At 46.3% G+C, this 15,878-nt stretch carries 15 protein-coding genes; 10 read left to right on the forward strand and 5 right to left on the reverse strand.

Annotation, left to right across the window (positions count from 1 at the left end):
- Positions 1-82: 82 nt before the first annotated feature.
- Both LRP50_RS21385 and miaE read right to left on the reverse strand, forming a co-directional pair.
- Complete coding sequence (locus LRP50_RS21385; RefSeq protein ID WP_274166466.1) at positions 83-823, reverse strand: sporulation protein; 741 nt, start codon at positions 821-823, stop codon at positions 83-85.
- A 151-nt stretch (positions 824-974) separates the two neighbouring features.
- Positions 975-1,754: a tRNA isopentenyl-2-thiomethyl-A-37 hydroxylase MiaE gene (gene miaE / locus LRP50_RS21390; RefSeq protein ID WP_274166467.1), complete on the reverse strand. Its 780-nt coding sequence runs from the start codon at positions 1,752-1,754 to the stop codon at positions 975-977.
- A 130-nt stretch (positions 1,755-1,884) separates the two neighbouring features.
- Between miaE and LRP50_RS21395 the strand changes: the two genes are divergently transcribed.
- The 3 genes from LRP50_RS21395 to LRP50_RS21405 all read left to right on the forward strand — a co-directional run bounded on the left by LRP50_RS21395 (position 1,885) and on the right by LRP50_RS21405 (position 3,899).
- The gene (locus tag LRP50_RS21395) at positions 1,885-2,202 is read left to right on the forward strand and encodes a hypothetical protein (protein ID WP_274166468.1); all 318 of its coding nucleotides are present in this window, start codon (positions 1,885-1,887) and stop codon (positions 2,200-2,202) included.
- Between the two features lie 22 nt (positions 2,203-2,224).
- Entirely contained in the window at positions 2,225-2,902 is a 678-nt protein-coding gene (locus LRP50_RS21400; protein WP_274166469.1) for a helix-turn-helix transcriptional regulator, read from the forward strand.
- A gap of 373 nt (positions 2,903-3,275) precedes the next feature.
- Positions 3,276-3,899 (forward strand): hypothetical protein, encoded by a 624-nt coding sequence (locus LRP50_RS21405; protein WP_274166470.1) that lies wholly within the window; start codon positions 3,276-3,278, stop codon positions 3,897-3,899.
- Between the two features lie 59 nt (positions 3,900-3,958).
- Here LRP50_RS21405 and LRP50_RS21410 read toward each other — a convergent pair whose 3' ends face one another.
- Both LRP50_RS21410 and rne read right to left on the reverse strand, forming a co-directional pair.
- Positions 3,959-5,710: a SulP family inorganic anion transporter gene (locus tag LRP50_RS21410; RefSeq protein WP_274166471.1), complete on the reverse strand. Its 1,752-nt coding sequence runs from the start codon at positions 5,708-5,710 to the stop codon at positions 3,959-3,961.
- A gap of 359 nt (positions 5,711-6,069) precedes the next feature.
- Positions 6,070-9,192, reverse strand: a complete 3,123-nt coding sequence (gene rne, locus LRP50_RS21415; protein WP_274166515.1) for a ribonuclease E — start codon at positions 9,190-9,192, stop codon at positions 6,070-6,072.
- A 520-nt stretch (positions 9,193-9,712) separates the two neighbouring features.
- Between rne and rluC the strand changes: the two genes are divergently transcribed.
- Both rluC and LRP50_RS21425 read left to right on the forward strand, forming a co-directional pair.
- Positions 9,713-10,669, forward strand: a complete 957-nt coding sequence (gene rluC / locus LRP50_RS21420; protein WP_274166472.1) for a 23S rRNA pseudouridine(955/2504/2580) synthase RluC — start codon at positions 9,713-9,715, stop codon at positions 10,667-10,669.
- A complete protein-coding gene (locus tag LRP50_RS21425; RefSeq protein ID WP_274166473.1) occupies positions 10,659-11,300 on the forward strand; it encodes an HAD family hydrolase in 642 nt (213 codons plus the stop codon). Before rluC ends, LRP50_RS21425 begins: the two co-directional genes overlap by 11 nt.
- Before the next feature lie 68 nt (positions 11,301-11,368).
- On the opposite strand, the gene LRP50_RS21430 is transcribed toward LRP50_RS21425, so the two are convergent.
- Complete coding sequence (locus LRP50_RS21430; RefSeq protein ID WP_274166474.1) at positions 11,369-11,953, reverse strand: Maf family protein; 585 nt, start codon at positions 11,951-11,953, stop codon at positions 11,369-11,371.
- A gap of 235 nt (positions 11,954-12,188) precedes the next feature.
- Here LRP50_RS21430 and yceD point away from each other — a divergent pair, with 235 nt between their 5' ends.
- The 5 genes from yceD to fabD are packed head-to-tail and all read left to right on the forward strand — an operon-like array spanning position 12,189 to position 15,839.
- On the forward strand, positions 12,189-12,719 hold the full coding sequence (gene yceD, locus LRP50_RS21435; RefSeq protein WP_274166475.1) for a 23S rRNA accumulation protein YceD: 531 nt from the start codon (positions 12,189-12,191) through the stop codon (positions 12,717-12,719).
- 5 nt (positions 12,720-12,724) lie between these two features.
- Entirely contained in the window at positions 12,725-12,895 is a 171-nt protein-coding gene (gene rpmF, locus LRP50_RS21440) for a 50S ribosomal protein L32 (RefSeq protein ID WP_016961383.1), read from the forward strand.
- 9 nt (positions 12,896-12,904) lie between these two features.
- The gene (gene plsX, locus LRP50_RS21445; protein ID WP_274166476.1) at positions 12,905-13,930 is read left to right on the forward strand and encodes a phosphate acyltransferase PlsX; all 1,026 of its coding nucleotides are present in this window, start codon (positions 12,905-12,907) and stop codon (positions 13,928-13,930) included.
- Positions 13,931-13,935: 5 nt separating this feature from the next.
- The gene (locus LRP50_RS21450) at positions 13,936-14,901 is read left to right on the forward strand and encodes a beta-ketoacyl-ACP synthase III (RefSeq protein WP_274166477.1); all 966 of its coding nucleotides are present in this window, start codon (positions 13,936-13,938) and stop codon (positions 14,899-14,901) included.
- 14 nt (positions 14,902-14,915) lie between these two features.
- Positions 14,916-15,839: an ACP S-malonyltransferase gene (gene fabD, locus LRP50_RS21455; protein WP_274166478.1), complete on the forward strand. Its 924-nt coding sequence runs from the start codon at positions 14,916-14,918 to the stop codon at positions 15,837-15,839.
- The last annotated feature ends 39 nt before the right edge of the window (positions 15,840-15,878 follow it).

Here is a 15,878-nt window from a genome sequence, read left to right on the forward strand (position 1 = left end):
AGACCCCCAATAATTGGTTGTCCAACTATTGGGGGGCAGTTCAAACGCAGGCTTTTCAATTTGGTCGTTTGTGGTGTAGAGCTTAAGCTCTTAGCGTTGCAGCCAATGCTTGCTCAACTTCACCTTGTGACGCATCACGTGAAATTGTGAATGAACGGAACATGTCGCCACGGCCTAGGGCGCGGTCAATTTCTGCCAAGCAGTGGATTCGACTACCATCAAGGATGAATGAAAGTTCGATTTCACGACGGTTAAACAGGCCACTGTTTTGGAATTCTAGTTCCTGATAACAACCTGATTGCGAAGAAAACCCATCGCCACGCAGATGACCTTTTTCTACATCGGCTTTCACCATGCTAAAACCTTCACGCTCCAACACATCCAGCGCACGTTGAACGGCTGGAAGTGGGCGAATTTCAAGATAATCTCGATCACTTGGGTCTATGGCAAATTCAATGTCTAGAGTGGTCTCTACCCAGACATGGCACTTATTTGAACGCGCATTCACTGCAGTGATTGGCGTTTCTTGGTGAGGAACCAATTCAAAAGGAAGAACCTTTTCTTCCCCTGGTTGGATAACGAACTGATCGTTGGCTTGTAGTGAACCAAGCACGAATGTTTGATAGCTAACACCAGAGTCCGATTCTACCTTTACTTCTGTGCAAAGCTTTAGCGTGATAGCGTCTACCTGCTGTTCAATGTCTCCACCTTTAATGAGAACGACGCCCTTGAGCGTCTCTCCTTGATAGACAGACTCATTGTGCAAAAGTGTGTCTACGGTGGCAGCGCCAATGCCCAGCGACGCTTTGAGTTTCTTGAACATGTTAATCCTTGTTATGTGTCAAACCTATGTTTCTGTTTACACAACCATCTGGGTTTTCGCAAGCAACAACCTTGATACAGGTATCGGTTTGCGCAAAATTCCGAGAGATCGCCGATGATTTTGATTTTTCCTGCTGGATCTTTGAATGTAGCTAGGCAGCCTTGGTTGGTGTGCCGCTATGAAAACGAAATAGGTCATCGGGTGCTTGAATGAGTTCAGCCTCTCGTTCGCCAATATGACGAATGCGATCACTGATGTCTTCACCGGCTATGCTGGCTGCCAATCGAAGGTAGTCTTGATAATGGCGCGCTTCTGAGCGTAGTAACGAGATATAAAACTTTCGCAATTCCTCATCCAAATACGGCGCCACCTTAGCGAATCGCTCACAAGAACGCGCTTCGATATAGGCACCAACAATCAACTTATCAATCAAGGTTGCAGGCTCATGCGTACGAACAGATGACATGAGCCCTTTGGCATAGCGGCCTGCGGGCAGAGATAAATACGGCATGTCGCGCTTATCCATGATCTCAATAACTTGTTCAAAGTGGTGAAACTCTTCTTTAATCAAGCGAACCATTTTGTCGATCAGTTCTTGCCCGTGTTCAAAGCCAGCTTTTGGGGTTAGCGGGGCGCTTAGGCCATTTTTTTTGCCGTTGAACAGGCCATTTCGCTGACGCTTGTATACAAAGTCTTCATATGGCTTTGACCAAGCGAGTAAGAGCGAGCCGCTGTCACTATCAATGGCGTATTTACGGATTAACCACATCGCCGTTTGGCTGGCTTTCAGCTCGCAGTTTGCATGGTCGCGAAGCAGGATGGTTTCATTTTCTGGCTTTATAGCCTCATCGACCCAAGCTTGTGGGGTATCGCAATGTAAGAAGCCACGAACGGGCTCAAGAAGGCTTTCTAGTTCTTGGTTTAATGACATGGGTCGGGTCTTGTTATCCTTTGAAGGTCTTGATTATACAAGTGATGAGATGTGTGACAAACACTCCTGACATGTTCTGTCAGTAGGTGGCAGTAAGCTTCTCTCAACCCAAACAAAAGGAGAGAGTACCATGGAAAACGTTGTTGAAACCGTTCGCTTTAAATTGGTAGAAGGCACAGACATTCAGGCATTTGTTGTGGCTGCAGAAAAGACAGAGTCGTTCATTCGTGATTTTGAAGGATTTCAGTATCGTTCGTTGAGCTACAATGCTGATTCACAACTTTGGACGGACATTGTGTATTGGGCATCCATGGAAAATGCTGTTGCCGCTTCAGAGCAGTTTATGTCGTTTGAAGCTGCACAACAGCTGGTGGCATTTATTGACCCTACGTCGCTTGTCATGGCGCACGATTACGTCAAAATGAGTGTATGCAGTTCTACGATGTAAATCTGATTGATAGGAAGAGTGAATGAGTAAGTCGGAGCGTTTGTTTGAGCTGTTGACCCTGTTGCGCTCAAAGCGTTACGCGGTGACAGCGAAAGCACTGTCAGAAGAGCTAGGTGTCAGCGAACGCACGATTTACCGAGATGTCCAATCTCTGCTGTTATCAGGTGTCCCTATTGAGGGTGAAGCAGGGGTTGGGTATTTGATTGGTAAGGGATCTCATCTCCCGCCATTGATGTTCACCGAAGAAGAAATGTTGGCTGTCGAACTTGGTATGAGAATGGTAAGGGCGTGGTCGGACAAACGCCTTGCATCCGCCTCTGAATCCGCTTCCCGCAAAATTCAGTCTATCTTACCTGAACACTTAAAAGCGCAAATTGAAAATTGCCTCCTTGCTGTGCCCGCTTTTCATGTTGAAAGCGAAGATGCCGCGCGGGGCGATGTGTTACGTTCTGCTGCATCCAATAAAGTGAAAGTGCGTATCGAGTACGAAACGGGGGAAGGGGTAGTGAGTGAGCGGATTATCCATCCTCTAGGCCAGGTTTACTGGGGTAAAGTTTGGACGCTGGTGACATGGTGCGAATTGCGAGACGCGTATCGAAATTTTCGTCTTGATCGTATTAAAACGGTGCATGTATTGGACGAGGGCTTTGATGTCTCACCCACGAAGAATTTTCAGCACTTCATGTCTTTGTGTTGTTAGATAAACAACGTTTTAAATTTCAATGCCGACTTGTCGCAATGGCTACGAAAGGTAATATCTACTGGTACTGTTACTCTATTATTAAAGCCTCGAACTGTATTATTGATTCTATCGATGATATCAATTTATCTTTGTAATTTATTGATGAGTGCTATTTTTAAACCTGTTGTGAAATTGATAGATCAAACAAAATTTCAGCAACAGAATGTCATACACTTATTAAGTTATAGTTCCGCATCACATGTATGATTATTTAGTCTCCACTGATTGTTTTTTTGTGCAGTCTCGGGTGTTATTAACTACCTAATTTATCCACACTCTTTTCTTATCTGTTTTTTCACCTTTGGTTAGAAAAATATAAAAGAGAGGAATCATGTATAAAAAATGGTTAGTTGTCGCTGCTGTGTTGGGATCACTTACGCTATCTGGATGTGTCCGTGTGCTATCTCCAGACGAAGCAGCTCCTGAAATTAGCAATGTTTCGGCAGAAGCTTTCAATATCGCTGTCAAGGATGCTCGCCCGTATGTCTTGGACGGCGATAAGCCTGCAAGCTTTGAAGGCTTGACGCGCTCAGCACTTGGTATTCCGTACAGTCAAAACACTGCAACGAAAGAGCCAATGGCTGATTTTATTGCAAAACGCTTACAAGCAGGGTTTAAGAATAGTGGTATTGATGTCAACATTATTCAAACTGATATCAATACCGAAGAAAAAGATATTCTGGCGGCCAGTGCTGAAATAGGAAAGAAAGGCATACTTGTCGTACTTAATGAATGGAAGTATGACTATCACTCATTCAGCGATAACTCTTGGTATGATATTGAGGTGGTAATTGTTGATGCGCTTGGTAATAAGAAACTTGCTAAGCAGTTTAAAGGCGAAAATGATATTCCAGACTTCGATGATGCTATCGTCAATGAAATGCAATTGATTTACAAAGCAAGATTTGAAGAAGTGTTTCGGGATGAGAGTGTGAGGAAAGCCCTTATGAATTAAACAAAAAAGCGAGCTAACTAGCTCGCTTTTTTCGTTTATAACAAGGAGGCTACAAAGTTTTATCCCAACAAATCATCTGCAACTTTGTAGCTTGGATCTTCAATGTGGTTGATTTCAACCAAGCTGCCTGCCTTCGTTAGCAGCGCTCTACAGTCATGTGACAAATGGCGAAGGTGCAGTGTTTTTCCTGCCTTGTTGTAGCGGTCTGCCAAGGTATCAATGGCTTCAATGGCTGAATGGTCAGCGACTCGCGACTTACCAAAATCAACGATAACGTCATCTGGGTCGTTTTGTGCGTCAAACAATTCAAGGAAGTTGGCGACTGAACCAAAGAACAGTGGGCCATTCACTTCATAGACTTTGGAGCCTTCTTCGTTGGTGTGGCTTGATGCGTAGATATGCTTAGCGTGTTCCCAAGCAAAGATGAGTGCAGAAACAATCACACCCACAATCACAGCGATAGCCAAGTCAGTCATAACCGTTACGACAGTCACGAGGACAATGACGAAGAAATCTTGTTTTGGAACACGGCGTGCAAGCTTGAAGGTTGCCCACTCAAACGTACCAATAACGACCATGAACATCACACCAACCAATGCTGCTAGTGGGATCATCTCAATGAGTGATGACGTGAACAAGATGAAGCAAAGTAGGGCAATGGCAGCAACAATACCTGATAAGCGGCCACGACCACCTGAGTTTACATTGATCATTGATTGACCAATCATGGCACAGCCACCCATTGCACCGAACACAGAACAGGTAACGTTTGCAACACCTTGACCTACACATTCGCGGTTACCGCGACCACGTGTACCAGTCATCTCATCAATAACGGTCAGTGTTAGTAGTGACTCGATGAGACCGACAGCAGCAAGAATCAGCGCATAAGGCAGGATGATGTAAATGGTTTCTAGGTTAAACGGCACCGAAGGGAATGAAAACGTTGGTAGCGTACCCGCTAATGTTGCGTTCTCATCACCACTCATTGCGCGGAGGAAGTCGACTACGTTACGTGTATCCAAGTCCAACATCACAACAGCGACCGTTACACCAACAATCGCAACCAACGATGAAGGGACTGACGTGGTCAGTTTCGGCAGGAAGTGAATAATTGCCATGGTTGCTATCACCAACCCTGACATTATCATCATCTCACTACCCCAAAAATTCACAATGGAGTCGAAAGACACGGTTTGACCTAGTAGTCCTGGTGAATATTTGACTAGTAAATAAATCGCAAAGACAACGATCGGGACTGGTAGTGTCCTCATGATGTTGTCGTGTTGTTTGAAAGAAAAAACAGCTGCAGCAATAACTGCAACAATAGAAAGTAGCGAAACCAAACCTTCCATACCCGGTAACCATACCATCTCACCAAACTCGTTTGGTGCTCTGAACTGCCCTAGCTGTGCAAGGAAGATAACGATAGCAAGACCGTTAACAAAGCCAATCATCACAGGGTGCGGAACCATGCGGATAAATTTACCTAGCTTGAATACACCTGCAGAGACCTGAATGAGACCGGCAAGCATCACTGCGGCAAAGAGGTATTGGATACCGTGCTGAGCGACTAGGCTGACCATAACCACTGCCATTGCACCTGTAGCCCCGGAGATCATGCCAGGACGACCACCAAGAATGGAAGTGAGTAGACCCATAATAAAGGCGGCATAAAGACCAACCATAGGGTCGACACCAGCGACAAATGCAAAGGCGACTGCTTCTGGCACTAAGGCGAGTGCAACTGTCAGTCCCGACAGTACGTCGTTCTTGATTGAGTGTTGGGGGAATTTAGGAAATTCAAACATCGTGTCGGATTACTTCTTAAATATTAGTTAAAAGGCTGTCGCCAAAAAGGGAATCTGTGCCATCACATGCCGCAGACAAAAAGCGCTTGCGGATACTACCTAAAAGTGTGATTTTGTTCAATGTTAGTAGCTAATTTGTAAATATGCATGACGATAACTTCATTGAATGAACAATACGTTGGCGTTGTTGTTGTCACAGTATGAATAACGCGATTTATGGCTGGTAAAATACCCTGTCTGTGTAGTCTGTACATACAAGGCAATCACTAACGAAACAGCGACCTTTGTTCGGCAAGCCAAATCGTAGAAATAAAAAAAGAGCCATGACATGCATGGCTCTTTCTCTTCAAACCTTGTGCTTAGTAGCTAGGTTTGGTTGCAGGTGCGGTTGCGCGACTTGTCGCGACATCACTGCCTGCTTGTTTAGTTTGCACGTGCTCGTTGCGGAAATCTGCTATTGCCACTTCCATCGCTGATGCTGTGCTTTCTGGTGCAGGAGCTTTTGCCATTGGCGCAGCAACTTGACGGTAGCGAATTACTGGCGTTTCAACTGCCTTAGCGGGTTGAACAGCTGGAATTTCACTTGCTTCCATCACACCTTTTACATCGGCTTCTGGGGCAGATGCCTCAACAGGCGCTTCAGTTGTTTCGACGACAGTGTCTACAACCTCTGTCGCTGCGACTTCTTCAACGACAACGTCTTGAGCGACAACTTCTGGTTGCGCTTCAATTGGTGCGTTAACAGCAACAGGCAACTCTTCGTTCAGGGTATCAGTACCTTCTGATTTGGCTTTCTCTTCCAACACGCTTGGTGCTGCACGGCGAGGGAATACTTTACCCATTGCCATTTCAGGGAAAGCAACACCGCCGAGTGAAGGTTTGTCTTCTGCCACAACGTGTTCAGTTTTTGGTGCTTCAACAACAGTTTCAACAACCGCTTCAGCAACAACAGGAGCTTTGATAGCAGTCTTAGACGGCCATACTTTACCCATTGCCATTTCAGGAGAAGCAACGCCTGACTTCAATACCACTTGATTGCGTTTTTCAACAACAGAAACGACAGTTTCCATCATATCCAATTGGTCAAGAGCGTGTTCAGTTGAGGTGTTCTCGTTCTCTTCACGGTTGCTACGACGACGGCGTTGACCGCTAGCGCGCAGGTGACGAGGTGAGCGGCGATTACGACGCTTCTCGTCGCGTTGTTCAGTATCGTCCGATGCCTCTGCTGATTTTGCCAATTTTGGTACTTGTACTTCTGCTTTCGCTTCGGTGGCAACAGCATGGCCCATTTCAGCTAGCGGGTTAGCAGAAACAACTTCGGTTTCTTGCGCAGCATCTGAGACACGAACTTTCTTGTTAAGCTTACGGCGTTGACGGCGTTGTTTCACTTTCTCCGTCTTTTCCACTTTTTCTTGCTTAACAACCGGTGCCGCTTCTTCTTTCACAGGTTTCGCCACTTTCGCTGGCTGACGCTGTTCTGCCTTCTCTACTTTCTCGACAGGCTTGCGTGTTTGTTTCTTCGCAGGCTTCTCTAGACGTTCTGTGTTGGCATTGCGCTCTGTGTTTTCAGGACGATCACGGTTGTTACGACGTGGTTTTCTGTTGTCGTTGCGTTCATTACGCTCGTTGCGTTCGCCGCGCTCATTGTTACGACCATTTTCGTCACGCTGATTATTGCGAGAACCACGACGAGTGCGATCTTGTGAGCGCTTGTGGTCACGACGATTACGATCTTCACGCACAGACTCTTTCGGTTTCACTTCTTCTTCAGTTTTGCCCGCAAAGAGGCCTGAGACGAATGAAACTAGGCGTGAGAATAACCCTGGTGCCGCATCTGCTGGTTTGGCAGCAGGCTTGGCTTGTTGCGCAGGCATTGGTGATGCTGGTGCAGTGAAGCTCTGAAGAGCAGGCTCTTCACGTTTCTTAACGATACGTTCTGCGGGAGCATCTTCTTTGCTCTCTGCTTCACGAATGGCTTCTAGTTGCTGTGGAAGCTCGTAAGACAGCGTTGTGTTTTCATCACCACCACGAACACGTACTACTTCAAAGTGCGGCGTTTCCATGTTGGCGTTAGGAACCACGATAACGCGTACGTTATGGTACTTCTCTACGTGCTGAACAGAACGACGCTTTTCATTCAGAAGGTAAGAGGCAACAGGAACAGGAACAATCGCCATGACTTGCGACGTGTTCTCTTTCAGTGCTTCTTCTTCAATTAAACGAAGGATAGACAGCGACAGTGATTCGTTATCACGCACAACACCCGTACCTGTACAACGAGGACAGATATGGTGGCTTGCTTCAGCCAAAGATGGGCTCAAGCGTTGGCGAGACATTTCTAGCAGACCAAAGCGAGAAATACGACCGATCTGGACGCGTGCACGATCCATACGAACCGCTTCACGAAGACGGTTTTCAACTTCACGTTGGTGACGAACTGGCGTCATATCGATGAAGTCGATAACAACGAGGCCACCAAGGTCACGTAGACGCAATTGACGTGCAATCTCATCTGCTGCTTCAAGGTTGGTTTGCAGCGCGGTTTCTTCGATATCTGAACCCTTTGTTGCACGAGCAGAGTTGATGTCGATAGAGGTTAGTGCTTCCGTTGGGTCAATAACAATTGAACCGCCTGATGGCAAACGAACTTCACGTTGGAACGCAGATTCAATCTGGCTCTCGATTTGGTAGTGGCTGAAAAGCGGTACTTCGCCTTCATAGTATTTAACACGCTGCAGGAAATCAGGACGTGTCGCCTGAATACGCTCACGAGCTTGGTTATATACTTTTTCGCTATCGATCAGCACTTCACCAATATCACGGCGAAGGTAATCGCGGAATGCGCGAGCGATAACATCACTTTCTTGGTAGATCAGGAATGGTGAAACTTTCGTTTCTGCTGCACCCTGGATACGTTCCCAGTTGTTTAACAGGTACTTCAAGTCCCACTCGAGTTCTTCTGCAGATTTACCTACGCCAGCAGTGCGAACGATCAGACCCATGCCTTGTGGCAGAGTTAGACCAGACATTGCTTCTTTAAGTTGGCTGCGCTCTTCACCTTCGATGCGACGAGAAATACCGCCAGCACGAGGGTTATTAGGCATAAGAACCAAGTAGCTACCCGCAAGAGAAATGAAAGTGGTCAGGGCTGCGCCTTTGTTACCACGTTCTTCTTTATCAACCTGGACAATCACTTCTTGGCCTTCTTTCAACACTTCTTTAATGTTGGGACGGCCTTGATAGCTGTAGTTGTCTGGGAAATATTCGCGAGCAATTTCTTTAAGAGGAAGGAAGCCGTGACGCTCTGAACCGTAGTCTACAAATGCTGCTTCAAGACTGGGTTCAATGCGGGTAATACGACCTTTATAGATGTTTGCTTTCTTCGATTCATGACCAGAGCTTTCGATATCTAGATCGTATAAGCGCTGACCGTCAACCAATGCGACGCGCAACTCTTCTTTTTGAGTTGCGTTGATCAACATTCTTTTCATATCAAATTTTTCTCGATTATTTGTTGTTATTAGTTGTCGGATACGAGACAAAAAACGCAATGCTGCCAGGTCCCAAGTCTGACATTAATGCAACCTCACGGCTGGAAAATCAGGGACGCTCTAGGGCACTACTCATCGACCCACTGACGCGGAAATCAGAAATCACTCCGCCTTATCCAGTCGGCTCTTCGCCACAAATGGCGATAGTCTCTTTGACACTGGTTATTTATCCCGTCGTGCCAACAAACTAACGGGTGCTTTATTCCTCATGTCTTACGCCAATTGCTGCATGATTAAGACGTACTGAACTCTCAGCGAATCTGTTACTACTTTGAGATAGTGCCGTGAATAGTCATTCGTCTTGGAAAAAGCGGTAAAAATTTACTCTATTTGTCGACTTTTTAGTCGTGGCGTGCAAAAAAGCTGCTAACTTTCCTGCATTACGGCGCAACTATAACAGGGTCACTTTTTTGCAGCAAACTACTTTGATGCAATGTAGAATCGAACCCCTATGAATACAGATAAACCAAAAGTGCAATTCATCGACATTTCAGATGACATTGCTGGCCAACGGATCGATAACTTTCTCCGAAATTGGCTTAAAAACGTCCCTAAAAGTATGATTTATCGCGTTCTTCGCAAGGGAGAGGTGCGAGTTAACAAAAAACGCATAAAACCGGAATATAAGCTCCAGGCGGGTGATGTGATTCGTCTTCCTCCGATCAAGATCCCAGAGGTGGCGCAGGCTGCGGCACCTAATACCAAGCTGGATCGCGTGGCAGAGCTAGAAAAATGTGTGATTTATGAAGACGATCACATGCTTGTTCTGAATAAACCATCTGGAACTGCGGTTCACGGTGGAAGTGGGCTGCATTTCGGTGCAATCGAGGCCATGCGTGCGCTTCGTCCTGATGCGCGCTTTCTTGAATTGGTACATCGAATTGACCGGGACACGTCTGGTATCTTGCTGATCGCCAAAAAACGCTCGGCTTTGCGTCATCTTCAAGCGCAGTTTCGCGAGAAGACGGTACAAAAATATTACTTTGCGTTGGGCATGGGCAAGTGGAAACCAAGCATGCGCAAGGTGACTGCTCCTTTGCTGAAAAATGAAGTGAACAGCATCGTTCGTGTTAACCCGAATGGCAAAGCGTCTGAAACCCGCTTTAAGATTCTGGAACAGTTCGATCAGGCAACCTTAGTGCAAGCGAGCCCGATAACAGGACGCACTCATCAAATTAGGGTTCACGCTCAATACGTGGGGCATCCACTTGCTTGGGATGACCGCTATGGTGATCCGCGCTTTGATGCTTACACGAAGAAGTTTGGGTTGAACCGTTTGTTCCTTCATGCCGCGAATATCAAATTCACGCATCCAGGTACTGAAGAGGTGATGGATATTTCAGCCCCTTTGGATAAACAATTAGAGCGAACCTTGGAAGGTTTAAGGAAACTGCCACGTGTTAACTAACTACAAGTTAGTGATATTTGATTGGGACGGTACGGTGATGGACTCCATTGCACGTATTGTTTCCAGCTTGGATGAGGCTGCCCGTTTAACGGGCGGCTTACCAGAGTTGTCATTTGACGAACTTAAGCAAATGATTGGGCTTAGCTTGGATAAGGGCTACACCTATCTGTATCCAGATGCGCCGCTTGAAAAGCGTGATGTTTGGAAAAAGCACTACGGCGAACAGTTTCGAGAACTCAATACCACACCTCATAGGTTATATGATGGTGTGATGGAGGCACTAACGGCTTTGAAAGCGCGCGGGCATCTATTGAGTGTTGCGACAGGAAAATCTCGCCCTGGTCTTGATCGTGCCATTCAAGAAACGAAGACTGACCACCTTTTTGTTGCTACTCGAACCGCAGATCAAACGGCCTCTAAACCGGATCCTCTCATGATCCTTTCTATATTAGATGAGCTAAACATTGCGCCACATGAAGCGGTAATGGTGGGGGATACGTCACATGACATGCTGCTCGCTAAAAATGCAGGTGTTGATGCGATTGGCGTCACTTGGGGGGTTCACGATGAGGGTGTGCTATCTGATTATGCACCGGTAGCCGTGATTGCATCTTTAGATGCGCTTGTCTGAATCGTTATCTTCTTTATATAGATAATAAAATACAGATAACAAAAGGGCGTTCAAACGCCCTTTTGCTTTTATAGAACAGCCTTTCCTTCTGCGCGTAACATTTCACACAGTCGTATTAAAGGTAAGCCCACCAACGTATTGGGATCTCTGCCTTCTAGTTTTTCAAACAGTGCTATCCCCAAACTCTCACATTTAAAGCTTCCCGCGCAATCTAAGGGCTGCTCGCGAGTGATATAGCGTTCAATTTCGGCAAGCGTTAATTGGCGAAAGTGTACATGAAACGGTTCAACATCCGTTTGAACGTTATTGGTTGCAGCGTTGAGTAGTGTTAGTCCCGTATAAAAGGTGACATGCTGACCTGATGCTAGCGATAGTTGCTCGATAGCACGTTCATGTGTGTGTGGCTTACCGAGGATCCTTCCGTTGATCACACAAACTTGATCGGATCCTATGATCAAGGCATCAGGATGTGCATTTCGACAGGCTTGAGCTTTTTCCCGCGATAGTCGTTTGACCAATTCGGTGGGGGATTCATCATCAAATGGTGTTTCGTCAATGTCAGGAGAATGAGATTTGAAAGGGAAATCGAGTTTTTGTAGCAACATCTGGCGGTATTTAGACCCAGATGCCAGTACGACTGTTTGATTATTCATCTATCGATGCACCATAGTCAGATTATTCGTATACGGGGGTTAGTGTAATGTTTTACACTTGCGTAGGCGAGTGGGCTTGAGTGTTTATGCCCATTCTGTATTTAATTTCGCTAAGTACCTGTTGTTCAGAAATTAACCTATATCTGAAAGGTTGTAGCTTTAGAGCCAACGATCTGGAAGTTAAGGCATAAATTTCTTTGACTCAGGATGCTTTGGAGGCTAGAATTCGCGCCCTATGCAGAAGGTAAAGCTACCACTGACGGTTGATCCGTTTAAAAGTGCGCAAAAGAGGCTGGACTACGATGGCATCATCGCAGTTAAGCAGATGGAGCGTCTTTCTGAGGCAACTGAAGGTGTAATCGGTGATGCTGATGTGAAGCTTTCGTTCGACATTGATGCTCAAGGTTTAAAGATTGTAAGCGGTCACGCTAAGGTCGATGTTAATCTTGAATGTCAGCGTTGTTGGAAGTCTTTCCCATATCACTGTGATATCGAATTTATTTACAGCCCGGTTTTCAATGAAGATCAGGTTGGCAATTTACCGGAAGCTTATGAGCCGGCATTAGTCGACGAAAATGGTGAGATAAACCTGCTTCAAATCATCGAAGATGAGTTGATGGTGGCTTTGCCACAGGTTGCCATGCACGATGAGGTTGACTGCGAAGTCAACGCTGATGGCATGGTCTTCGGGGAAATCCCGCTTGCTGATGAGCGTCCGAATCCATTTGCCGTTTTGAAAAACTTAAAGCAAAGTAACGAGGAGTAGGGTCCATGGCCGTACAAAAGAGCAAGAAATCACGTTCAATGCGTGGTATGCGTCGTTCACACGATGCGCTAACTACTAGTGCATTGTCTGTAGATGCAACTTCTGGTGAAACTCACCTGCGTCACAACGTGACTGCTGACGGTTTCTACCGTGGCCGCAAGGTAATCAACAAGTAAGGTTGAGCCTTGTCTGGTCTAACCATTGCACTTGATGCGATGGGTGGGGACTTCGGTCCCCAGATAACAGTGCCTGCCTCCGTGCAGGCATTGTTGCATTTCCCTTCGTTAAAAGTCGTACTCGTCGGTGATCATGCTGAGATCACCCGCCAGCTCGTATTGCTGGGTCATAATAACGCCTCCCGCATATCAATTGTTCATGCGGAATCTTCTATCGCCAATGACACACGTCCTTCGCAAGCGCTTCGGTCAAGCAAAGGTTCTTCTATGCGTGTGGCCCTTGAACTTGTTGCCGAAGGCAAAGCTGATGCTTGTGTCAGTGCTGGTAACACTGGTGCCTTGATGGCACTCTCCCGAATGCTACTAAAACTGCTTCCTGGTATCGACAGGCCTGCTTTGATCTCTGAGCTTCCGACGCTAGGAGACCATAAAAGTTGGTTACTCGATTTAGGCGCGAATGTATCAGTAGATGCTGATACGTTATTTCAGTTTGCTGTGATGGGTGCCGTACTCGCTGAAGAAGAGTTAGGTCGCCAACCATCAGTGGCATTGCTGAACATCGGTGAGGAAGAAATTAAAGGGAACGATTTGGTTAAACGCTGTTCAGAAATGCTGCAACAGTGTTCTGCGGTTAATTACATCGGCTATGTAGAGGGTGACCAACTCTATACAGGAAAAGCCGACGTGATTGTCTGCGATGGATTCGTCGGTAATGTCAGCCTCAAAACCAGTGAAGGTGTCGCGAGATTATTTTTAGAAAGTCTAAAAATGCATATACTCGAGAACCCGTTTAAGAAACTGGTGGCTAAATGGCTATTTGGCAGTCTATTTAAATCGCTAAATAACCTGAACCCCGACCAGTACAATGGTGCAAGTCTGTTAGGATTGCGCGGCATTGTAGTGAAAAGCCACGGACGTGCTGATACATCCGCTTTCCAACACGCTATCGGAGAAGCGGTACACGAAGTCGAACGGCAAATCCCTAAAAAGATATGTGACCGTTTGGAAGCCGTACTACTCGAGAGGCATTATTAGTCTTCATGTTCAGTAAGATTTTAGGCACAGGCAGTTATTTGCCTGCGCAAATCCGCTCAAATGCGGATCTCGAAAAAATGGTTGATACCAGTGATGAGTGGATCATGGCTCGCACTGGTATTAAAGAACGTCGTATCGCTGCTGAAGACGAAACAGTGGCGACGATGGGTTATCACGCTGCTTGTCGAGCCATTGAAATGGCACAGATTGACAAGCAAGACATTGACTTAATTATCTTTGCGACCACCAGTGGCGAAAACGCATTTCCTGCAGCGGCTTGTGATGTACAAGCTATGTTGGAGATTAGCGGTTGCCCTGCGTTTGATATTGCTGCGGCATGTTCAGGGTTTGTTTATGCCCTCAGCGTGGCAGATCAATACGTGAAATCTGGCATGGCGCGTAACGCACTCGTGATTGGTGCAGATCGTCTATCGCATAAATGTGATCCAGAAGATCGTTCGACCATCATTCTGTTTGGTGACGGTGCGGGTGCGGCAGTGGTGAGTGCCAGTGAAGAACCTGGAATTATTTCAACGCACCTTCGCGCTGACGGTAAGTTTGGCGAGTTGCTGAAACTTAAATTTCCTGAGCGTGCTGGCGCCAATAGTCCTGTCGCGCAAGATGCATGGCTAGAAATGGCTGGCAATGATGTGTTTAAAGTTGCTGTTACCCAACTTGCTAACATCGTGTCGGAAACACTTGATGCGAATCATATGGATAAGTCAGAGATTGATTGGTTAGTTCCACATCAAGCTAACTTCCGCATTATTAAAGCTACTGCTAAGAAACTCGCGATGTCGATGGATCAGGTAGTGATTACCCTAGATAGACACGGCAATACGTCTGCCGCCTCTGTCCCTACTGCGCTCGATGAGGCAGTGAGAGATGGACGCATTCAACGCGGTCAAACGATTTTGCTGGAGGCCTTTGGTGGTGGTTTCGCCTGGGGCTCTGCTCTGATTAAGTTTTAAAAAGGAATATATCTATGTCTAACTTTGCTGTGGTTTTCCCAGGTCAAGGTTCACAAACTGTGGGCATGTTGGCAGAACTGGGTGAACAATTTGATGTAGTAAAACAAACGTTTTCAGAAGCATCTGACGTGTTGGGTTACGATCTTTGGGCACTTGTTCAAAATGGTCCAGACACTGACCTTAATCAAACACATCGTACGCAACCTGCACTATTGAGTGCGTCTGTTGCTATCTGGCGTGTTTGGCAAGAACAAGGTGGTGCTCAGCCATCAGTTATGGCTGGTCATAGCTTGGGTGAGTATTCGGCGCTTGTATGTGCGGGCGTTATCGATTTCAAAGAAGCAGTCAAATTGGTTGAGCTTCGTGGTCAATTAATGCAAGAAGCTGTGCCTGCTGGTGTCGGCGCGATGTCAGCCATTATTGGCCTTGATAATGATGCGATTGCAAAAGCGTGTGAAGAAGCTGCTCAGGGAGAAGTCGTTTCTCCAGTTAACTTCAATTCACCAGGCCAAGTTGTGATTGCGGGTAATAAAGAAGCAGTAGAGCGTGCAAACGTATTGTGTAAAGAAGCGGGTGCAAAACGTGCTCTTCCTTTACCTGTTTCTGTGCCTTCTCACTGCGCATTGATGAAACCAGCAGCAGATAAATTGGCAATTGCACTTGAGAATATCGTGTTTTCTGCGCCATCTATTCCTGTGATTAATAACGCGGATGTGGCAACTGAGACTGATTCTGCTGCAATTAAGAGCGCATTGGTTCGCCAGCTTTATGGCCCTGTTCGTTGGACAGAAAGTGTAGAGAAGATGGCAAGCGAAGGTGTTGAGCTGCTATTGGAAATGGGCCCAGGTAAAGTATTGACAGGCCTAGCAAAACGTATTGACCGCAACTTGAGTGCAGCGGCAGTAAACGATTCAGCATCGCTGGAAGCGGCGAAATAATTTCTGGGAATTGCGGACAGCAATAAAAGCTGGCAGCTG

Source organism: Enterovibrio gelatinilyticus, from assembly GCF_028683095.1.
Taxonomy (GTDB): domain Bacteria; phylum Pseudomonadota; class Gammaproteobacteria; order Enterobacterales; family Vibrionaceae; genus Enterovibrio; species Enterovibrio gelatinilyticus.